The sequence below is a fragment of the Halodurantibacterium flavum genome (assembly GCF_042681825.1).
Lineage (GTDB): Bacteria > Pseudomonadota > Alphaproteobacteria > Rhodobacterales > Rhodobacteraceae > Halodurantibacterium > Halodurantibacterium flavum.
The window spans coordinates 119,977-140,974 of record NZ_JBHUGH010000002.1 but is presented as its reverse complement, the minus strand read 5'-3'; the positions used below and the strand labels follow the sequence as shown (position 1 = coordinate 140,974).

Annotated in this window: 17 protein-coding genes and 1 tRNA gene; 7 read left to right on the top strand and 11 right to left on the bottom strand. The window is 65.9% G+C overall.

Translation table 11 applies throughout. From position 1 onward, the window contains the following. The first annotated feature begins 174 nt into the window (after positions 1–174). Genes ACFSGJ_RS02315 through ACFSGJ_RS02300 form a run of 4 tightly spaced genes read left to right on the top strand, consistent with a single transcriptional unit; the run spans position 175 to position 3,979 of the window. Positions 175–1,230, top strand: a complete 1,056-nt coding sequence (locus tag ACFSGJ_RS02315; RefSeq protein ID WP_390259144.1) for an SDR family oxidoreductase — start codon at positions 175–177, stop codon at positions 1,228–1,230. Next, positions 1,230–2,048 (top strand): alpha/beta fold hydrolase, encoded by an 819-nt coding sequence (locus tag ACFSGJ_RS02310; protein WP_390259143.1) that lies wholly within the window; start codon positions 1,230–1,232, stop codon positions 2,046–2,048. The genes ACFSGJ_RS02315 and ACFSGJ_RS02310 overlap by 1 nt, the downstream gene beginning before the upstream one ends. Beyond that, a complete protein-coding gene (locus ACFSGJ_RS02305; RefSeq protein WP_390259142.1) occupies positions 2,045–3,451 on the top strand; it encodes a hypothetical protein in 1,407 nt (468 codons plus the stop codon). Before ACFSGJ_RS02310 ends, ACFSGJ_RS02305 begins: the two co-directional genes overlap by 4 nt. 57 nt (positions 3,452–3,508) lie before the next feature. Beyond that, entirely contained in the window at positions 3,509–3,979 is a 471-nt protein-coding gene (locus ACFSGJ_RS02300) for a hypothetical protein (protein ID WP_390259140.1), read from the top strand. A 28-nt stretch (positions 3,980–4,007) separates the two neighbouring features. Here the strand turns inward: ACFSGJ_RS02300 and ACFSGJ_RS02295 are convergent, their stop codons facing one another. The 4 genes from ACFSGJ_RS02295 to ACFSGJ_RS02280 are packed head-to-tail and all read right to left on the bottom strand — an operon-like array spanning position 4,008 to position 9,590. Next, positions 4,008–4,337: a hypothetical protein gene (locus ACFSGJ_RS02295; protein WP_390259138.1), complete on the bottom strand. Its 330-nt coding sequence runs from the start codon at positions 4,335–4,337 to the stop codon at positions 4,008–4,010. Beyond that, entirely contained in the window at positions 4,334–5,299 is a 966-nt protein-coding gene (nrfD, locus tag ACFSGJ_RS02290; RefSeq protein WP_390259137.1) for an NrfD/PsrC family molybdoenzyme membrane anchor subunit, read from the bottom strand. Before nrfD ends, ACFSGJ_RS02295 begins: the two co-directional genes overlap by 4 nt. Then, positions 5,296–6,180, bottom strand: a complete 885-nt coding sequence (locus ACFSGJ_RS02285; protein ID WP_390259135.1) for a 4Fe-4S dicluster domain-containing protein — start codon at positions 6,178–6,180, stop codon at positions 5,296–5,298. Before ACFSGJ_RS02285 ends, nrfD begins: the two co-directional genes overlap by 4 nt. Beyond that, the gene (locus ACFSGJ_RS02280; protein ID WP_390259134.1) at positions 6,180–9,590 is read right to left on the bottom strand and encodes a molybdopterin-dependent oxidoreductase; all 3,411 of its coding nucleotides are present in this window, start codon (positions 9,588–9,590) and stop codon (positions 6,180–6,182) included. Before ACFSGJ_RS02280 ends, ACFSGJ_RS02285 begins: the two co-directional genes overlap by 1 nt. A gap of 312 nt (positions 9,591–9,902) precedes the next feature. Between ACFSGJ_RS02280 and ACFSGJ_RS02275 the strand changes: the two genes are divergently transcribed. The 3 genes from ACFSGJ_RS02275 (at position 9,903) to ACFSGJ_RS02265 (ending at position 14,197) form a co-directional block, all read left to right on the top strand. Next, positions 9,903–11,213: an aminotransferase class V-fold PLP-dependent enzyme gene (locus ACFSGJ_RS02275; protein ID WP_390259133.1), complete on the top strand. Its 1,311-nt coding sequence runs from the start codon at positions 9,903–9,905 to the stop codon at positions 11,211–11,213. A 288-nt stretch (positions 11,214–11,501) separates the two neighbouring features. Beyond that, a complete protein-coding gene (locus ACFSGJ_RS02270; protein ID WP_390259131.1) occupies positions 11,502–13,256 on the top strand; it encodes a thiamine pyrophosphate-dependent enzyme in 1,755 nt (584 codons plus the stop codon). A gap of 290 nt (positions 13,257–13,546) precedes the next feature. After that, positions 13,547–14,197, top strand: a complete 651-nt coding sequence (locus ACFSGJ_RS02265; RefSeq protein ID WP_390259129.1) for a hypothetical protein — start codon at positions 13,547–13,549, stop codon at positions 14,195–14,197. A gap of 143 nt (positions 14,198–14,340) precedes the next feature. Here the strand turns inward: ACFSGJ_RS02265 and ACFSGJ_RS02260 are convergent. From ACFSGJ_RS02260 to ACFSGJ_RS02230, 7 genes are all read right to left on the bottom strand, one after another. After that, positions 14,341–14,417 (bottom strand) — tRNA-Arg (locus ACFSGJ_RS02260). 118 nt (positions 14,418–14,535) lie between these two features. Then, positions 14,536–16,329 carry an adenine deaminase gene (locus ACFSGJ_RS02255; protein ID WP_390259127.1) on the bottom strand — a complete coding sequence of 598 codons (1,794 nt, stop codon included), beginning with the start codon at positions 16,327–16,329 and terminating at the stop codon, positions 14,536–14,538. Further along, entirely contained in the window at positions 16,326–17,267 is a 942-nt protein-coding gene (locus tag ACFSGJ_RS02250; protein WP_390259126.1) for a nucleoside hydrolase, read from the bottom strand. The genes ACFSGJ_RS02255 and ACFSGJ_RS02250 overlap by 4 nt, the downstream gene beginning before the upstream one ends. Further along, positions 17,264–18,274 (bottom strand): ABC transporter ATP-binding protein, encoded by a 1,011-nt coding sequence (locus tag ACFSGJ_RS02245; protein ID WP_390259124.1) that lies wholly within the window; start codon positions 18,272–18,274, stop codon positions 17,264–17,266. Before ACFSGJ_RS02245 ends, ACFSGJ_RS02250 begins: the two co-directional genes overlap by 4 nt. Further along, positions 18,267–19,040, bottom strand: coding sequence for an ABC transporter permease (locus ACFSGJ_RS02240; protein ID WP_377403118.1), 774 nt, complete (start codon positions 19,038–19,040; stop codon positions 18,267–18,269). The genes ACFSGJ_RS02245 and ACFSGJ_RS02240 overlap by 8 nt, the downstream gene beginning before the upstream one ends. After that, complete coding sequence (locus ACFSGJ_RS02235; RefSeq protein ID WP_377403116.1) at positions 19,037–19,870, bottom strand: ABC transporter permease; 834 nt, start codon at positions 19,868–19,870, stop codon at positions 19,037–19,039. Before ACFSGJ_RS02235 ends, ACFSGJ_RS02240 begins: the two co-directional genes overlap by 4 nt. Before the next feature lie 48 nt (positions 19,871–19,918). Further along, entirely contained in the window at positions 19,919–20,944 is a 1,026-nt protein-coding gene (locus tag ACFSGJ_RS02230) for an ABC transporter substrate-binding protein (protein WP_390259123.1), read from the bottom strand. Positions 20,945–20,998 lie beyond the last annotated feature (54 nt).

Below are 20,998 nucleotides of genomic sequence, written 5' to 3'. Positions count from 1 at the left end.
ATGCTCTCCCTCTCGATGTCCGTTGGTCCTGCTTAGCCCGGCGCGCTGCGCAAATCCATGCGCGGCAACGGGGGGTGGTTCCGGACCCGCCGCCCGCCGCAACCGGACCCCTTCAGGAACATTCCCCCGTCGCTACTGTTGCGAGAGCGAGAAAAATCCAGACGGGAGAACGAGATGCCACAGAAGCTGAGCGATGCGGTCGTAGTCCTCACCGGAGCGTCGAGCGGGATCGGACGAGCCGCGGCGCGGATGTTTGCGGATCGCGGCGCCACCGTCGTTCTGGCGGCGCGGCGGACGGAAGCGCTGGAAGAGGTCGCAACCGAATGTCGCAATGCCGGGGCCAACGCGCTGGTGGTCCAGACCGATGTGCGGGACGAGGATCAGGTCCGCCACCTGTGCCGGACGGCGACGGAGCAGTTCGGCCGGATCGACGTCTGGGTGAACAACGCCGGCGTCGCCCTGTTCGGCCGGTTCGAAGAGGTGCCCCGCGACGTCTATGACAATGTCATCAAGACCAACCTTTTCGGGTATATCCATGGGGCGCGGGCGGTGCTGCCGGTATTCCGCGAACAGGGGCATGGCGTGCTGATCAACAACGCCTCGATGGTCGCCTATGTCGGCCAGCCCTATACCAGCGCCTATGTCGCCTCCAAGCACGCGATAAGGGGCCTGGGTGAGAGCCTGCGGATGGAGCTGATGGATGCGCGCGACATCCATGTCTCGACCGTGCTGCCGGCGACGATCGACACGCCGCTTTTTCATCATGCCGCCAATTACACCGGCCGCGCCGCAAAGGGGATGGAGCCGATCTACCCGGCCGAGCTTTGCGCCGCCACGATCGTCCAGATGGCTGAACGGCCGATGCGCGAGGCCTTCGTGGGCAATTCCGGGCGGATGCTGGCAAAATTCCATGCCGTCGCCCCCGGTCTGACCGAGCGGCTGATGTCGCGGATGGTCGACCGCAACCACCTGAGGGACACGCCCGCCCCGCCCAGTGCCGGGAACATCCTTGATCCGATGCCGGAATGGACAGGGGTGAGCGGCAACTGGCGACATGAACCCTCGGACGCGCGCGCCCGTGGAATCGGCATCGGACTTCTCGGCGTGGGGGCGGTGGCGCTTGCCTATGCCGGATGGCGGATTGCCCGCCCCGCCCCGCCGGAGCCCCGCTGGAAACGGGCGGTTCCGGTTCATTTTCGGCCGGCGCGGCACCGGCACGCCTGGTTCTGATGCGCATTCCATCGCTTCTGCCGCGCGACGACACCCGCGAAAGGGGTGTCCGTTCGCATTGGGTGACGGTGGCGGGACGCCGGATGCACGCGCGCCGTTCGTCCTGCGCGCCCGCACATCCCGCGCCGGTCGTGGTCTGCGTCCACGGGCAGGTGGTATCCAGCCGCTACATGACCCCGCTCATCCAGCGGCTGGGTGCGCAGTTCAGCACCTTTGCCCCCGACCTTCCCGGCTTTGGCCGCAGCGACAAGCCGCGCCGGGCGTTGACGATCCGCGAGCTTGCCGATGCCCTGGCGGCGTGGATCGGCGCGGCCGGCCTCGGCCGGGCGGTGCTTCTGGGCAATTCGCTGGGATGCCAGATCGCGGTGGAATGCGCCTTGCGCCACCCCGACCGTGTGCAGGGGCTTGTCCTGCAGGGGCCGACGACCGATCCGCGTTTGCGCGGGCCTGTGCGCGCGATGATCGCCAACACGCTCAACACCTACCGTGAACGTTCGGTGGGGATCGGGCCGTTTATTGACTACCTGCAGGCGGGCCCGCGCCGCGCTTTCCGCACCGCGCAGTATCTGCTGGCGGACCGCGTCGAAAAGAAGCTGCCCCTGGTCAGGCAGCCCGCACTGGTGATCCGGGGCGCGAAAGATCTGAATGTCAGCCAGCCCTGGGCCGAAAAGATCACGCGGCTTTTGCCACAGGCTGAACTGCGGGTCGTTCCGGGGGCTGCGCATACGATGGTGGCGGTCGCGGCGCTTGAAATGACCCGCATTTCCACGCCGTTCCTCCTGCGTCTCGCCGCCGGGGAAGAGAAAGGAGTTTCATGATGCGGACCATGCCGCCAAGCTACATTTCGAACTTCGATTCCGCCTCCGGATTCCTGCGGGCAACAGCGCTGGCGCTCAAGGGCAAGGACTTCCCCGGCTGGGGGCTTGGCAGCGCCGTGAAGAAGGTACTGCCCGCAACGTCATACCTGCCCGAGAATATCAGGGAACTGATCTATGCGGGCGGCGGGTTGGGCGAGGGCATTTCCCCCGCAAGGACCGGGGGCGTCAACGGCGACCGGATCGCGCGATGGGCCGCCGGGCTTTATCCGCGCCGTCCCTTCCCGGGCGTGATGATCGGATCGTCCAACGGGGCGCTGACGCATCTGGCCACGGCGCTGGGGATGCCATGGTTGCCGCAGACGATATTCGTGCCTGTGCGCCAGACCGATGTCCATCCCGATGACGCGATTTCCGGCCTTGAAAGCCATCGCGAGGCCGGCCGCGCCCTGCTGGCCGCCAACCCCGATTTGCAGCTTCACCATATGCACGACCCGAACCAGGACCGGCTGATGCTGCACACCATGACCTATTTCCGCATCAAGTGGCGGCGCCTGCCCGAGGCCTACAAGCAGTTTCTGCGCGACACGCTGTCCCCGGGCAATCCGATCATCGTGATCGACTGCCAGCGCAAATGGCCGGTGACGCGAGTGGCGGACCGCTATTTCTACCAGTTCGGCGCATTGGGCGGGGCGGCGGAGAATGACTTTTTCGAAGGAACGCCGGCTGTCGCGGAATATCTGGAGAAATACGGCAGCCACCGCCGCAAATGGGAACCGCCCGCCCCCACCCAAGAGGCACCAGAGGCCGAATGGGGCTTTGAACCTGCCCTGCGCGAGGACATCGAGGCCTTTGCGGCGGAACAGGGATACCGCATCGTCACACTTCGCCTGCAGGAACCCGAGGATCTGTCGCCGCTCGTCGCCGAATTCCAGCGCAGCCTTTATCGCGACAGGGGCATCCCCACCTCACGTCTTTTCGTCGAGAGCTTTCTGATGGTCGAGCCGCACTGGGCCCTGCGCACCGGCTCGGTCCCGTTCTGGATGAAGTTCAACATGCAGCCCTCGCTCGAGGCGCTGGAACGCTATCTCGACAACAGCGAGCCTTACAGGGACATCCACATGGCGCTGTTCCAGCACGGGGTGGACTGCGTCGGCTTGCCGCCCATCGAGAACTGGCGGCAGCTGATCGAGACGCGCGCCACGGGCCGCGGCATGTTTCTGGGCTTTGATCCCGATCTCTACCCGCGCGACTTCGGTGCGCTTGCGCGGTATCAGGATGCGATCCAACGCGACATTCCTTCGCGCTATCCGCTGCCGGGGCCGGTGACGCTGGATCGCCTCGCCCGGTTCGTCGAGGAACGCGGCTCCGAATTCCCGGTGGAGTGGGAGGGGCTGGCGAACTGACCGCAAGGCAGGCGCCGATCCGACGGCATTGCACCATCCCAGCAAAAAGAGGACGTCATGCAAAGACTAGTGTTCGGGGCCGTTGCCGGGTTTTCCGCGACGATGGCGATGACCGCCGCGATGCGGCATCTGTTTCATCATCTCGACCGGAACGACCGCTATCCGCTTCCGCCGCGCGAGATCAATCAGGAGCTCTTTCCCCACGGCGGAAGGGCATTGCCCGCCCTCACCGTCCTGTCGCATTTCGGATACGGGGCGGCGGCGGGCGCGCTCTACGCCCTTCTGCCCCGGCGGAAAAGCCCGGGCGCCCTTTACGGGGTGGCGGTCTGGGCCGCCAGCTATTTTGGCTGGGTTCCGGGATTTCGCATCTTGCGTCCCGCGTCCCGGCACCCGCCCCGTCGCGACATTCTGATGATCGCCGCGCATCTTGTCTGGGGTCTTGCCCTCTCGGCGGGGTTGAGGGAGCTCGACCGCTCTGCCGAGGATGTGTTCGCGGCGGGCGATGCGCGGGACGCATGGGACGAATAAACTGGTCGGGCAACGGATTTGGCGCGCCTCAGGGCCCGTTCTGCCGCACCTCTGTATCGCCAGCACCCAGCAGCGCGCGGAGGCCGTCCCGGGTCTGTTCCAGCCGGTGTACATGAAAACCGCTCAGGGGAAACTCTGCCCCGAAGGCGAGGCTGAGCAGGCTGTTCGCGGCGTCGAGGCAGGCGCGGTCGATCTCTCCGGTACGATATCGCTCGACCGCGCGGTTGCGGAAGGCCACGACGCCCTCCATCGCGGCGCGTACCTCGTCATGCTCGGCGTCGGGTCCGCGCCCTATGACCTGATCGAGACGCTCGATGGCCTGGGTCGCGTGGTCGCGCATCTGCCGGTCGATCATCATCCGCGGTCGTCCCCGCCAAGGTTTTCGGGTCGCGCCAGCGAAAGATGCGCGCGGGGGCGCCGTGCGGCCTCATGCCCGGCGTAAAGGGTCGCGTGGCGGACCAGAAACCCGCCGACCAGAACGGTGGCAGAGGCGGCAAGCGCCAGCCCCCGCGCGTGCCCCCCCGCCCCACGGCTGAGCATGTAGAGCCCGAGCGGCACGGCGCCCGCAAGAACCGTGTCGGCCGTGGTCAGCATCTTCTCTTGCGCGCTGTCCTTCATTGCCGGACCGACGCCCTTGTCGTCCCGGCCCTTTTTGGCGCGCAGCCCGGCGATGAACTGGACAAGGGTCGAAAGCATCGCCACCGCCTCCAACGGTCGCGCATTCCTGTCACGGCCCGCGATCCGTTCGCCCATGGCAAGCGCCGCCGCGGCGAGCGCCATGGACGATGCGGCGAACTTGACGCCGAGTGCGCGCGGTGTGGCGGCCCAATGCGGGTTGGATGTCGCCGACAAAAGCGAGGCCGTATAGGTCGCGGCCCCCGTCCCGGTCACGGCAGCCCCCATCTGCGCCGCCTCGGTCAGCGGGCGCAGCGGGCGGATGCGGGGCAGAAGCTCCCCCAGGCTCGCGAAAGCCGAAAGGGCACCGAATTTGGACAGGATGTAGGTGCCGAACGACATGGGCGAGGTAGGCCGGAAGATGCGGAACATGTGGTGAAACCGGCGGGGCGTCTTGAGATCCTTGATCAGCAGAAGCGCCCCGAGCGATGAGCCGAGCGTGCCGAGAAAGCGCGCGTTCCGGCGCATCGGCCCGAACCGGGCCGGGTCGGACGCGTGCGCGATGGTCGCCAGTGCCTGGGCGCCGCCGCCAAGACCGGCCAGAAAGATATAGCTGGACACCGTCCAGTCCCAGTGGCTCGCCTTGACGGCGGGCATCCCGTGATAGGTTTCCCCGTCATAGGGGCGAAGCGGGTCGTAATTCATCGGCGTGACCTGGGTTGGGAAAACAGGAGCGCCGCGGCAGCGGCCGCCAGCCCGGCAAAGGCGGCAAGACCTGCCCCGAGCGCGGGTGCGATGCGGTCGGCGGGACGCGTCGGGGCGGCGGGCAGGTTGTAGACCTCGGGCCGGTCGACGAGCAGGAAGAAGGCGTTGAGCTTGTCGAGACCGGCATTCGCCCCCGGATCACCGGGCGTTCCGTAAAGATAGGCGCCATCCATGCCGCGGGAACGAAGCGCGTCCACGCGGTCGCGGGCGCGGGCGGTCAGCTCGCCGATCTCGCCGAACTGGATCGAGTCCGTGGGGCAGGCCTTGGCGCAGGCGGGTTCCAGCCCGCCCTTCATCCGGTCATAGCAGAGCGTGCATTTATGGGCCTTTCCGTCGTCCTCATCGACCGCAACGACCCCGAACGGGCAGGCGGGGACGCAATAGCCGCACCCGTTGCAGATGTCCTGCTGCACAACGACAGTGTCGAACTCGGTGCGGAAGATGGCGCCGGTCGGGCAGGCCTCGAGGCAGGGGGCCGGGTCGCAATGCTTGCAGACATCCGACATCATCAGCCAGCGGTCGGGATAGCCGGGGCTTTGGCCGTCGCCCACCTGCTCGACAAAGGCGACATGGCGCCATGTCGTCGCGGAAAGGCCGCCGGTATTGTCGTAGGACATGCCGGTCATCTCGCCCTCTTCGGCGGGCAGGATATTCCATTCCTTGCAGGCGACCTCGCAGGCCTTGCACCCTATGCAAAGCGTGGTGTCGGTGAAAAAGCCGTAGTCCCGCCCCGGCTCGATCCGGGTGCCGGCGGTCGCCTCCGCCTCGCGCCCCTCGTCGACGGGGCTTCCGGGGGTGCGGTCAAGGTCTTGGTCGAACATCAGGCCCTCCCGCCGGCACGCAGCCGGCCCTTGCGGATGGCGCAGGTCAGCGCCTTGTTCTCGTGCATCGAGGTGTTCGGATCGCCGACACAGGCCGTCAGCACATTGGCGATGTCGCCGATCGCCTCACCCTCCCATCCGAAATGCCAGGGCATTCCGACCTGATAGATGGTCTTTCCGTCGATCTGCAAAGGGCGCAACCGGTCGGTCACCATGGCGCGGGTCTCGATGGCGCCGCGCGCGGTCGAGATCGTCACCCAGTCGCGCGTCGCGATGCCGAGCCTGTGGGCGAGGTCCGGCGGAAGCTCGGCAAAGCCTTCGGGCTGCAGTTCCGCCGTATGTGCCACCCCGCGCGTGGGCGTGCCGCCGCAATGATGTTCGGTCAGGCGATAGGTGGTCAGCACATGCGGGAAGCGGGCATCGCCGATATCGTGGAGCGGGTTGTCGGGCCGCTTGTATCGCCGGGCAACCGGGTTCGACTGCTGGCGGTGCAGGGGATTATGCGTCGGGCTCTCGATCGCCTCGTAATGCGTCGGCAGCGGCCCGTCCTTGAGGCCCGAGGGCACGAAGATCGCCGCCCGGCCATCCGGCATCATCAGGAACGGCTCGTCGCCCCGGATCGCGTCCATTCCTTCGGGCGAACTCGACCAGTCGGGCCGGTAGTCCGGATGCTTGTCCGGAACGAAGTCGAGCGCATCCGTCGATTGCCATTCGCCCTGCGCCTCATCCCACCAGACGAGCCGCTTTTTCTCGGACCACGGCTTGCCGGACGGGTCGGCCGAGGCGCGGTTGTAAAGCATCCGGCGGTTGGCGGGCCAGGCAAAGGCCCAGTCGAGATGCGTGCCCGGCCCGTCGGGCCCGTCCGGATTGCGGCGGCGGGTCTGGTTCTGATCTGGAAAGGCGCCGCAATAAAGCCAGGAGCCGCAGGCGGTGGTGCCGTCCGCGGCAAGCTCCTTCATGTCGCTCAACTGCTTGCGTTCCGGCCAGGTGTAGCCGCTGATTTCCCGCAGGATCGCCTCGATGTCGATATCGCCGCGCGCGTTGACCTCCGGATAATCGAGGGTGATGTGCCGCAGGGGCTCGTCGCGCGGCTCGGTGCTGTCGGCATAAAGCGCCTTCAGCCGCCGGGCGAGATGGAACATGAACCACGCTTCGGACCGGCTGTCGCCCGGCCCGTCGATCACCTTGTCATGCCATTGCACCAGACGATGCGTATTGGTGAAGGTGCCTTCCTTTTCGCCGGCGAGCTCGGCAGGCATCAGGAAGACCTCGGTCCCGATCTCCTCGGGCCGCAATTCCCCGTCCCGGATCAGATGCCCCTTTTGCCAGAAATTCGCGCTCTCGATCATGTCGGTGTCGCGCACCACGAGCCAGTCGAGCCTGGAAAGCCCGCGCTGGATCAGCCGCGAATTCGACCCGCCGACCACCACGTTCTGTCCCATCAGGAACAGACCGCGCACGATGCCGTCGGTCATGGCAAGCGTCAGGGCAAGCTGCGAATGGTCGCCCACGATCTTGGGAAGCCACTGGTAGCCCCATTCGTTTTCTGGCCCGACTGCATTGCCATACCAGGCGCGCAGCAGGCTCGTGATGTATTTGGGGAAGTTGTTCCACCAGCCCGTCGGGATCGTCTCGTCATCCAGAAACTGGTCGAGATGCTCTGCCTGCGGCTTGAAGGCATTGGGCTGCGGCAGATAGGACGGCAGCATGTTGTAAAGCGTCGGGATATCGGTCGAGCCCTGGATCGAGCAGTGCCCGCGCAGCGCGAGGATGCCGCTGCCGGGCCGTCCGACATTCCCCAGAAGCGATTGCACGATGGCGGCCGTGCGGATCATCTGCACGCCCACGGTGTGATGGTTCCACCCGACCGCATAGCAGATGGCGCCGGTCTTGTCCGGGCCCGAGGCGGCCGCCAGCGTCTCGGCGATCCGGAGGAACGTGTCCTTCGGGCAGCCGGTGACGCGCTCGACCATTTCCGGCGTGTAGGACGCGTATTGGCGCCTGAGGATCTGATAGACGCAGTTCGGATGCTGCAGGCTCGGGTCCTGATGGGGTGGCCGGTCATGCAGCCTGGACGTCATCTCGGAAAAGGATTCCGCGGTGTCGAGGTAATGTTCCGCCAGCGCCGAGGGCACGACCAGCCCGTCATATTGCCAGCTGTCCTGGTCATAGGCGTTCTTGCCGTCATTCCAGCCCGAGAACCGGCCGTCGTTTTCGGTGGCGGTGCGGAACTCGTCCGAGATGATCGTCGCGATATTGGTGTAGGGAAGCGCCCAGTCCCGCCACCAGAGATCGTTTTCCAGAAGATACCGGATGATGCCGCCCAGAAAGGCGATATCGGTGCCGGCGCGGATCGGCGCATAAATGTCCGCCAGCGCCGATGTGCGGGTAAAACGCGGATCCACATGGATGACCTTGGCGCCGCGTTCCTTGGCCTGCATGACAAAGCGGAAGGCGACGGGATGCGCCTCGGCCATGTTCGAGCCCATGATGAGCACTGCGTCCGCGTTCTTCAGGTCCCATTGCGGCATGGTCGCCGAACCGCGGCCGAAAGAGGACCCGAGCGAGGGAACGGAGTTCGAATGGCAGACGCGGGCCTGATTTTCGATCCAGACCATCCCGAGCCCGCCGCCGAACAGCTTCTTGATCAGGTAGTTTTCCTCATTGTCGAGCGTCGCCCCGCCAAGCGAGGCGATCCCGAGCGTGTGGTTGACCTGCGTGCCGTCGGGCAGGGCCTCGACGAAGGTCTCGTCCCGGGTCTTTTTGGTCAGTTCGGCGATGCGGTCCATCGCCCATTCAAGCGGCACGTCCCGCCATTCCGTCGAATAGGGCGCGCGATGCTTGACCGTGTCGAGCCGCGTCGGCGCCGTGTGCAGGCCGAAAAGCGCCGCGCCCTTGGGGCAGAGCGTGCCCTGGTTGACCGGGCTTTCGGGATTGCCCTCCACATGGACAAGGCGCCCCTCCCGCACATGGAGAAGCGTCGAACATCCGACCGCACAATAGGGACAGACGGAGGCGCCCACGCGATCCGCCCCCTCCAGCCGGGGGCGAAGCCCCTGGGAATGGGTCGTGCGCGCGGCGCGGCCCCGATGATCCTCACCCGTCGCCTGACGCGGCAGTGTCCAGTTGCGCAGGAAGTGCCCGAGATGGGCCGCAAGGCCGGGCGGGCGCGGCGCGTCGTCACCCTGCGCGGTCCCGCCAAGCGGGAGGACGCGGCGCGCCCGCCGAACCTTGGAGCTTTCGCCCGGCTCATGCTCGACCGCGACCCGGTGGCCGATCAGATCCGACAGATCCTGCGCCGCCCAGCCGGCATCGGGGGCAAGCACGAAGAGCGTTGCGCGACTGTCGCCGGACGACAACAGAAAGCGCCCCTCCTGCACGACCGTGATGATCCCCTCGCTCCGCTGCATCCGCCGCCCGTTCCTGTTCGCGCCCGGTTGCCAACCGGTGGGTCGCGAACTTGTTCCTGCGGGATGAGGCGACCCTTTCCGCGCAACGTGATTCCCTTCGGTGAGGTAAAATCAGAACGCTTTGTCGCTGAAGGCGGGACAAGCTACATGTCGCTGGTGCGAGACACGCAATGCCCGGAGGGAGGATTGTACATAAGGGAACTCCTCATTTTAGAGCCGATGGTGAAGACGCGCGCCCGTTCTTTCATGTCGCCAGCAACCCAACGGCGTGCCGTTCGTTAGCTGATTCCACATGTAAAGGGGAGCCGACCGATGTTTTCACGCCGGAGCTTGTTGCAGTTCATGGTCGCGCTGCCGGCTGCACTTGCCGCCAAAACTACTTCGTTGGCGCAAGAAAGCGTCCCTTCCTCACTCAATGACTGGCAGGCCGTCAGGGATGTGTTCGATCTGTCTCACGAGAGGGTGCATATGAGCGCGATGTTGCTGTCTTCGCATCCGCGTCCGGTCCGCGAAGCGATCGAGCGGTATCGGCAGGCACTGGACGAAGACACCGTGGCCTATCTTGAGGCAAACATGGGGGAGCGTACCGAGGCGAGCCGGCGCGCGGCCGCGGATTATCTTGGGGTTCATCCCTCTCATGTTGCGTTGACGGACAGCACCACGATGGGGGTTGGGCTGGCCTATAACGGGCTCCGTATTCGATCCGATCAGGAGTTGTTGACGACGGACGAGGACTATTTCGTCACCCATGAATCCCTGCGTTTGAAATCGCTTGCAACCGGCGCAGGTGTCCGCTCGATCGCGCTTCTTGAACGTGCCGCTGACGCGCGGGCTGAAAGCGCTGAAAGCATCGTATCGAAGGTGCTTGATGCCATCACACCGCAAACGCGTCTTGTCGCGCTGACCTGGGTGCATTCGAGCACGGGGCTCAGGATACCCATCCGTCCGATCGCCGATGGCCTTGCCGAGATCAATGCGGATCGTGAGCCGGACGACCATGTACTGCTCGGCGTTGATGGCGTGCACGGTTTCGGCGTCGAGAATGTTTCGTTCGCGGATCTGGGTTGCGACATGCTGATGGCCGGATGCCACAAATGGCTTTTCGGTCCACGCGGCACCGGCATCGCGGTCTTCAGCAGCAAGGCGCTGGACGCGCTGCGACCCACGGTGCCGAGCTTTACCGACGATCCTGCGTTCAGCGCCTGGGTACAGGACCGGAACGCGCCGGCAGGCGGGAACAACGGCGCGCGTATGACGCCGGGCGGCTTCAAGGCGTTCGAGCATCGCTGGGCGATGAAAGAGGCGTTCGAATTGCATGCCGACATCGGGAAGGCCCGTGTAGAAGAACGCACGCACAGCCTTGCCAGTCAGCTCAAGGAGGGACTGGCCAATATCGACCGCGTCACGGTGCGCACGCCGATGGACCCGGATCTGTCGGCAGGCATCGTGTCGTTCGACATCGACGGCTGGTCGGCGGGAGAGGCGGTGTCGGCGCTGAGGGACAGAGGTATCGTCGCCTCCGTTGCGCCCTACGCCGTGCCGCACATTCGCCTTACGCCATCAATCCGCAATCTTGAAGGTGAGATTGAACAGGCTGTCGATGCGGTGAGGGCATTAGCCTAGGACGCATTGTTTCGGCCGGAGAAGCATGTCTTTCACCGTTGCGAATGCGCCCACGCCATGGGTGCTGACCGCAGTCGTGATCGCGGCCGTTGCGGTGGCGGTCAGGGTCGGAAAACTTCCCGCAGACCTTCCCTCATTTCGGTCTGACAGACACCGCCTTCAACTTTGCCAATGTGAAAGAACCGGCCAGAGAGCCGATGCAGGACGGGTACGCCCGAAAGAGCCGGGAACCTATCACCGGCCCTCTGGTTCCATCACAGACAGACGTCGCGAAGCCGGGAGACAATGATGACCAGCACCGCCTCCGATATTCTTGTCGAAACACTGCTCGATTGGGGCGTGGATACGATCTTCGGCATTCCCGGGGACGGCATCAACGGCATCGTAGAAGCGCTGCGCACACGGCAGGACAAGATCCGATTTATCCAGGTTCGTCACGAAGAATCCGCGGCCTTCATGGCCTGTGCCTATTCCAAGTTCACCGGCAAGCTCGGCGTGTGTCTTGCCACGTCCGGCCCGGGCGGTATTCATCTGCTGAACGGCCTCTACGACGCGAAGCTCGACGGAGCGTCTGTGCTGGCGATTACGGGTCTGCAGCATCACGACCTGATCTCCACCCACACCCAGCAGGACGTCGAACTCGACAAGCTGTACATGGATGTTGCCGTCTACAATGCGCGCATCATGGGCGGCGCCCATGTGGAGAACGTCGTCGCGCTCGCCTGCCGCAACGCGCTGGCGCGACGCGGCGTGGCTCATATAACCATGCCTGTCGACATGCAGTCGGAAGCGGTGAACCACGATACCCGTTCAGAGCGCAACGTTGCCAATCATGTGTCGGATCTCTTTGCCCGCGGGGCGCTGCTCCCCAACGACGATCAGTTGGCCCGTGCCGCCGCGATCATCAATTCGGGCTCGAAAATCTGCATTCTCGCAGGTGCAGGCGCGATCGGCGCCGGTGACGAGGTAGCTGCGCTGGCCGAACGGCTCGGCGCACCGGTTGTCAAAGCCTTGCTCGGCAAGGGGGCGGTGCCTGATGACAGCCCCTATACGACAGGCGGGGTTGGCCTTCTGGGGACCAGGCCCTCGCAAGAGGCACTGGAGGAATGTGACACGCTCATCATCGTTGGCAGTTCGTTCCCCTATATCGAGTTTTATCCGAAGCCCGGAAAGGCGCGGGCGGTGCAGATCGACCTTGATCCGACGCGCATCGGCTTGCGCTATCCGGTGGAAGCCGGACTCGTGGGCGATTGCGCGCGTGTAATCGACGCACTGCTGCCGCGCCTCGATTACAAGGAGGACAGATCCTTCCTGACGCAGGCGCAGGAAGGGATGAAGTCGTGGCGCGAACTCATGTCAGACCGGGGAACACGGACCGATATCCCGATGAAACCGCAGGTCGTGACGCATGAACTGGACAAGCTGCTGAAGGACGATGCGATCATCACCACCGATTCCGGAACGATCACGACCTGGGTCGCGCGTCACGTGACCATGCGTGGCGACATGAAGTTCTCCTGTTCCGGCAATCTGGCGACGATGGCATGCGGTGTTCCCTATGCCATCGCCGCGGCCGTCGCCTATCCTGGGCGCCAAGTGGTCGCGGTCGTCGGCGACGGAGCCTTCACCATGCTGCTCGGTGAGCTTGCGACCTGCGTCAAATATGGTCTCGATATCAAGATCATCGTCATCAAGAACAACTCACTCGGCCAGATCAAATGGGAGCAGATGGTCTTTCTGGGCAATCCTGAATATGCCTGCGAACTGGAGCCGATCGATTTTGCGACCGTCGCCAAGGGCTTTGGCGTTCCTGCCGTGACGATAGATGATCCGGGGCAATGCGCGGAGCAGCTTTCGGAGGCGCTAGCCAGGCCAGGCCCGGTCGTCATCGAGGCCGTGGTCGATACCCACGAGCCCCCGATGCCCCCCAAGGCGACCCTCTCCCAGGCTGCGCGGCTCGGCAAGGCTCTTGCGCGGGGGACGCCCGACGGTGGAAAGATCGCCCGGCGTATCGGCGTAGATGTGGTCCGGGAGATCGTCTGACGGAGGCGGTCGCCGTTCCCCGGGAGAGGGAAGAGAGCACCGTTCTCCTCGCGAACGGCTTCAGTTGTCACGAGCAAGTTCGATATGGCACGGGCCGCCACGCAAAGCATGGCGCAGAGATCGCGGCTGCATCCCTTGCGGACGGGCGATGGCTGAGATGGGAAGACAGCGTCCAAAGACGCCGGGCGTCGCGGCGAGTGGCGCCCGCCTCTCGCACAGATGCATCGCCGGAAATCGTGGCCGCCAGCGCGACAGAGCGGCACCTGGCCTCGTTATGATCGACCCGGCCATTGCGCCAGAACCAGGAGGACATTCGAGATAGCTGGGACAATGGGAGCGAACGACCGCCGATGATGAAATCCGCCCGCCCTTATCCGCTCTGGATCCGCCTGCCTTACACGCTGTTCGTTTTGATCCTCGTGCCCATCTACTGGCGCGATCATGGACCGGGCAACTTCCTGTGGTTTTCCGATATCGCGTTGTTCGCGGTGCTTATCGCGTTATGGACCGGCAATCGACTTGTCTATTCCATGATGGCAGTGGGCGTCTTGCCGCTGGAACTTGCCTGGACGCTCGACTTTCTGACCGGAGGAACTCTCATCGGACTGGCGGCCTATATGTTCGATCCCACCGGGCCTCTCTATCTGCGCGGCTTGTCGTTGTTTCATCTCTTCCTGCCACCCATAATCATCTGGATGCTGATCGCGCAGGGCTACGACAGGCGCGCGCTTTGGGCGCAAACGCTGCTTGCCTGGGTCGTGCTCCTCGCAAGTTGGGTGCTGACGTCGCCCGATGACAACATCAACTGGGTCCACGGCCTCGGCCCCGATGCCGAACTGTTCCTGCCGGCCGGCCTTTATCTGGCGCTTTACATGGTGCTTCTGCCGCTTGTCGGCCTGCTTCCCACACATCTGCTCTTGAAACGCCTCTTTCCGCGATGATCGGGGCAAGCCGAAATCCGCAAGGCAAGTCGGGGCTTCCCCCGATGTAAAACCCGCCGTTTTCAACATCGGCCGCGAGCAACGCGCCGTCCGGCGTCACGATGAGATCCGCCATCGACGGCAACAGGGGGCAAAGAGATAAATGGCGCGCCCGAAAGGATTCGAACCTCTGACCCCCAGATTCGTAGTCTGGTGCTCTATCCAGCTGAGCTACGGGCGCGCTGTGGGGGTCATTTAGCCGGGTGCCGGGGGGTGTGCAAGGGCGAAATGCGGGAACTGTGTCAATTTCATGGATCGGCTGCGCAGCGGGCTGAAGGCCGGCGGCGGGCCCCCGCCCGTCAGCGCAGAAGGGGCCGGAATTCCCCTGTCGTGCCGCAGGCAAGACCCATGTCGGTCACATGCGGGCCGGGGTTGCAGGCAAGGCTTGCGCCGACCACCGCCTTGAAGCTGCGGAGCGGCGGCGCCCAGTCGGCCACCGTGTCGGCTGCGTCCCGCAGGGTACGGAAGGCGCGCGCGATCTCCTTGGGCGCCGCGTCCGACAGAAGGCCCGCGACCGGCAGCGGCAGCAGTGCCGTGACCTCGCCATCCCTGGCCACCGCCATGCCGCCGTCGCAGCCGATCAGCGCATTCGCGGCCGCCGCCATGTCCGACGGCGCGCGGCCAAAGACGGTCAGGTTGTGGCTGTCATGGGCAACGGTTGTCGCCAGCGCGCCGGTCCAGGACCCCCAATCCTCCAGAAGGCCCAGGACGGGGGTGGGTGCGGCCAGCCCGTGGCGATGGACCACCGCCATCATGAGCACGTCCGGCGGCAAGTCCAGCCGCCCGTCCCGTACCGTCAGGACCCGGCTGCGCCATTCGGTAAAGCGGGGGCGAAAGATCGTCTGCACCTCGACTTCCGTCCCGTCGGGCGCGTCGATGCGCAGGATGAAATCGTCTGGCCGCATGGGCGGCACGCGCACCGTGCCGCGAAAGCCCGCGCTGATCTCTGATGCCGCCGCGGTCAGCGCCACGCCATCCCGCGCTACCTCGCGCCCCGAGGCAAAGACCCGCCGCACCTTCAGCGCCGCCAGATCGTCCAACACCACCAGATCGGCCCGCCGCCCCGGCGCGACCAGCCCCAGATCGGCGCGGCCCAACCGCATCGCCGCATTGAGCGTCGCGGCGCGCAGCGCCTCCATCGCGGGCAGGCCATAGCCAATCAGCCGGCGGATCAGGTCGATCATGCCGCCCTTTTCCACCAGATCGTCGGGAAAGACATCGTCGGTGCACAGCGTCAGCGTCTGCGGCACGCGGGGCAGGGCCATCAACTCGGCCACCACCCCCGGCAGGACGTAATCATGGGATCCGCGCAGCTCGACCGTGAAGCCCGCGCGCAGCTTTTCCACGATGTCGGCGCCCGAGGTGATTTCGTGGTCCGAGCCGATCCCGGCGGCGGCGAACCCTTGCAGATCGGCGCCAGAGAGCCCGCGGGCATGGCCGCAGACGAGCTTGCCGCTGGTCAGCCCCGCATCGATGATGCCGCGCATCCGGGGGCTGCGGTCCAGCACGCCGCGCATGTCCATCACCTCGGCCACGCCGTGGATATCGGGCCAGGACAGCATCTCGGCCATCGCATCAGCGCCCAGATCGGCGCCCGCCCGTTCCAGCCCCGGGGCCGAGGGCACGCAGGAGGGCGCAAGCGCCAGCACCCGCAGGTCAAGGCCGCGCGCCGCTCCGATCGCCCAGCGGACGCCGTCGAGTCCCGCGACATTGCCGACCTCATGGGGGTCCCAGCAGACGGTGGTGGTCCCCTGGGGCACGACCACCTCGGCATAGCGGCGGGGCGTCATCATCGAGCTTTCGATATGCATGTGCATGTCGATCAGCCCCGGCGCCACCACCGCGCCTGCAAGGTCGATCATCCGCGCCGCGTCGTCCCGCGTGCCCGGCGCATGGACCGAGGCGATCAGCGGCCCCACGATTCCCACATCGGCTGCGCGCGTTTCGCCCGTGGCCATGTCGGCGACGATGCCCCCCGTCAGCAGAATGTCAAAGGGCGCGCGCGCGCAGGCCGCGGCCACGGCGCGGTCGCGCAGGCCAGCGTCGTTCAGGTCATCGGCACGGGCGTCGGTCGCGGGGTTCGGGTTTGTCATCGGGTCTTTCCTTTCGCGGCATGGGCCAGCCCGCCCATGAAAAGCGCACGTATCCGCTCCGCATCGGCATCCGTGGCGATCAGGGCGTTCGGTGCGGCTTTGGCCGCGCGCCACTCGATCACCGTCATGCCCCGCGTCAGGCGGCCTGAAAGCTCGCAATCCAGACGGGCGGGGGCAAAACTCACGGTGTCGGGCGCAACCAGCGCCGCAGCCGCGACCGGATCGTAAAGCGCCATCGGGCGGGTGCCATCGGCGGCGATGCGGCAATACCCTTCCATGAGCCCCGCCAGCAGCGACGCATGGGGACCCGCCCGGCCGGCCAGCAGCCGCACGTCGTCCAGCCCCACCGTGACCTGCCGGCAGGGGTCAAGACCCACCATTCGGATCGTCACGCCAGCATCGATGACGACCTGCACCGCCTCGGGGTCGACCGCGGCGTTGAACTCGGCCGTGGCGGTGTGGTTGCCCCGCCCGGGCGCGCCGCCCATCCAGATCAGCCGCATCCCCTGCGCCAGATCGGGCCGTGCCAGCGCAAAAACCGCAATATTGGTCAGCGGCCCCAGCGCCAGCAGATCGCGCCCGCCCCCTTCGGCAAAGCGGATCAGGGCGGGCAGCATGGCGGGCAGGTCAGGGCCGGCGGGCGGCTCGGGCAGGGCGGTGCCCCCCGGCATGCCGTTGTCGCCGAGCACATAGCCCGCCGTCACCAGATCGCCGACCAGCGGCCGCGCCGCCCCGCCGTAAAGCGGAAAGTCCCAGCCAAAGAGGTCCGCCGCCGTCCGCGCATTGGCGATCACCCGGGGCAGGGGGCTGTTGCCCGCGACCAGCGACAGGCCCGCCACGCGCCGCCCCGAGGCCACGACCATCGCCACGGCGGCAAGGTCGTCGAACCCCATGTCGCTGTCGATCCAGGCTGGGGTCAAGACGGGGGCCAAGGTCACGCCCGTTCCAGCGCGACGGCGCCAGCCTGCGGCAGGTCAAATCCGATCTCGGCCCCCATCGCGTGACGCGGCGCGCTGGCCGGGGCCTCGGCCTTGATCTCGCCCAGGGGGGTCGCGAGCAGGTATTCGACCATCTGCCCCAGATAGGACGCGCCGATCACCCGCCCCCGATGCGGGCCCGTGCCCAGCACCACCGCCTGCGGCCGCCAGGCCAGCGCCGCCGCCCCGCCCGCAGCGAAGCCGGGATCGAGCCGCCCCGCCAGCTTGCCGTCCGTCAGCTCAAACGTATTCTCGAACCCGATGAAGCGCGCGACGAAGGCCGATACGGGGCGTTCATAGATTTCCTCGGGGGTGCCGGTCTGTTCGATCAGCCCGTCGCGCATGACGATGATCCGGTCGGCAAGCGCCAGCGCCTCGGCCTGGTCATGGGTCACATAGACCATGGTGATGCCCAGGTCGCGCTGCAGCCGCGACAGTTCCGAGCGCATTTCCAGACGCAGCCGCGCGTCGAGGTTCGAGAGCGGTTCGTCCAGCAGCAAAAGCTTGGGTTCCACCACGATCGACCGCGCCAGCGCCACCCGCTGTTGCTGCCCGCCCGACAATTCGCGCGGCTGGCGCCCGGCAAAGGCCGCAAGCCCGACCGAGGCCAGCGCCGCCTCGACCCGCCGTTTCAGATCCGCCGCCGGAACGCGCGCGAGCCGCAGCCCGAAGGCCACATTCTCATAGACCGTCAGATGCGGGAACAGCGCATAGGACTGGAACACAAGGCCCACGCCGCGCCGGTTCGGCGCCACATGGGTGATGTCGCGCCCGTCCAGAACGATGCGCCCGCCCGCAGGTTTCATCAGCCCGGCGATGGCACGCATCGTCGTCGTCTTGCCGCAGCCCGAAGGGCCGAGCAGCGCCACGAGCTCCCCGGCCTTCAGGCCGAAGTTCAGCCGGTCTACCGCGACAGTGCGCCCATAGCGCAGCGTCAGGTCGTCAAGGGTCAGGAAAGCGTCAGACATAGCGTGAAAGCCCCAGGAGCCGTTCCGCAACCATCACGACGGCAAGCGTCATCAGCGCCAGAAGGCCCGACAGCGCCGCGATGGAGGGATCGTAGTTGAATTCCATGTAGAACATCATTTCGATGGGCAGGGTGGTGATGCCCGGCCCGGTCAGGAACAGCGACACAGGCACCTGATTGAACGAGGTGATGAAGCCGATGATGAAGGCTGCCATGATCCCGTTGCGGATATTTGGCAGCACGATGCGGAAAAAGGCGCCGGCCCGGCTGGCGCCCAGCATCACGGCGGCCTCTTCGATATCGGGGCGCAGGTTCACAAGGCTGGCCGAGACCACCCGCACCGCATAGGGCACCAGAAGCGCGGTGTGGCCCAGAAAGAGCGCAACCGTCACCGTCATCCCCGTCGGGATCACCAGATGGCGCAGCAGCGCAAGGCCTACGATGATCCCTGGCACGACGATGGGGGCGGTCACGACGGACCGGATCGCCTCGGCCCCCGGGGGGTTGTAGCGTTCCAGCGCATAGGCCGCGGGCACGCCCAGCACGAGCGCGAGCAGCGTCGCCCCCACCGCCAGCACCATCGAGAGTGTGAACGAGGCGCGGAAGCTCTGGATCTCGAACACCCGCGCGACCCAGCGCAGCGACCAGCCCTGCGGCGGGAAGGAAAGCGCCTCGCCGGCCGAAAGCCCGGCCATGCAGATGATGACGAAGGGGCCGATCAGAAACAGCAGCACCAGCGCCAGAAGAAGATGTCCCGCGGCCTTCATGCCGTTCTCCTCCGTTTCACGGATGCGAGGCGGCGCAACAGGATGTTCGCGGCTACGCTCATCACGATCAGGATCACCGCGATCACCGCGGCCGAGGCATAATCATTCGCAACCGCCACGCGCTGATAAAGCAATGTTTCCAGCATCAGGACCTTGGACCCGCCCAGGATGGCGGGCGTCACATAGGCGGTCAGCGAGCCGACAAAGACCAGTGTGCCGCCCACCACCAGCCCCTCGCGCGTCAACGGCAGGATCACCTTGAAGAACACCGAGAACCACGAGGCCCCCAGCACCCGCGCCGCCGGCACCACATCGCGCGGCAGGTTTTCCAGCGACGAGATCAGCGGCAGCACCATCAGCGGAAAGAAAAGCTGTATCAGCCCGATGAACACGGCGGTTTCAGTGAACAGGAACCGGATCGGTTCATCGGTCAGCCCGACCCATCCCAGCGCCACGTTCACGAACCCCGTCCGCCCCAGGATCACCAGCCAGGCATAGGTCCGCGCCACGGGCGAGATCATCAGCGGCAGGACCAGCAGCGCCACCAGCCGGCCCTTGGCGCGCGGCCCGGCCTCGACCACCGCGAGCGCGACACCATAGCCGATCACCGCCGACACCGCCGTGACCCAGAAGCCCAGCCGCAGCGTGCGCAGGAACACCTCCTGGTTCAGGGGGCGGGAAAAGAAGTCGATGTAATTGGCCAGCGTCCAGGCGCCATCAGCGCGGAAGGCGCCGGCCAGCAGCACCAGCACCGGCAGAATGAAGCCCAGCAGGACGAAAAGCGTCGCCGGGGCGATCAGCGCAAGGCCGATGCGTCGGTTCTCGAACATGTGGCGTGTTCCCTTGCGGGCCGGACACAAGGCCCGGCCCATGCGCCTTCAGCGGGCGACGTTGTTGTTCCAGCCCTCGATCCAGGCGTTGCGATGTTCCAGCTGCACCGCCGGCGGGATGAAGCTGATCGCGGCCGCCGTCTCGGCGCCATAGGTCAGCCCCTCGGCGATGTCCTCGGACACGGTGACGGTGGTGTTGACCGGGCTGTCGATCAGGCCCTCGGCCAGACGGGTCTGCACCTCGGTCGAGAGCCAGAAGTCGATGAACTGATGCGCAAGCTCGGCCTGCTCGGTTCCTTCGACCACGGTCAGGACGTTCATGCCGCCGGTCTGGCCCTCGGCCGGTTCCGCCCAGGCGACCGGCAGGCCCGTGCGCAGGATGTTCGACCAGCCGAACCGGCCAACGACGGCGGCGAGGATTTCCTCTTGCTGCAAAAGCTGCGGGATCTGCGATCCGCGCTCGTAAAAGGTCACGATGTCGTCACGATGCTCGGCCACCATGGCGATGGCAGTGTCGAAATCGTCGCTCTCGCCGCCTGCCGCGCGCTCGATCATGTAAAGCGCCAGTGGCCCTTGGGTCGTGGTGATGTTCGGCAGCGCCACGCGGCCGCGCAGTTCGTCGCTGAACAGGTCGAGCCAGCTGTCCACGCTCACCTCGTCGGACCGATAGACGATCGAGGTGCCATAGAACGTGTAGCCGATGGCATGGTTGCCGCCGACCGGATCGCGGGCAAAGTCGTAAAGGCTGTCGAGATTGGTGATCGCGGCGGGGTCGATCGGCTGGATCAGGCCCTTTTGCGCGGCCTCTGCCGCATCGGCATCCGAAAGCGCCGCGACATCGATCACGGGGGCTGCGCGGTTCGCCTCGAGCTTGGCCAGCCGTTCGGAGCTGTTCCCGGTCTCGACCACCAGACGGCAGCCGCAGATCGCCTCGAACGGGTCGTAAAGCGCGGCCTTGTATTCGTCCTGCGCGATCCCGTAGACGGAAATGGTCAGCGTCGGCACCTGCGCCAGCGCGGGTGTGGCCGCGCCAAGCGCAAGGGCTGCGGCGGTGGAAAACAGTCGGCGTGTCATCTCTCGTGTTGTCCTTCCTGTTGTGGGCCGGTCCTGGGCCTGTTCTGGGTGAGT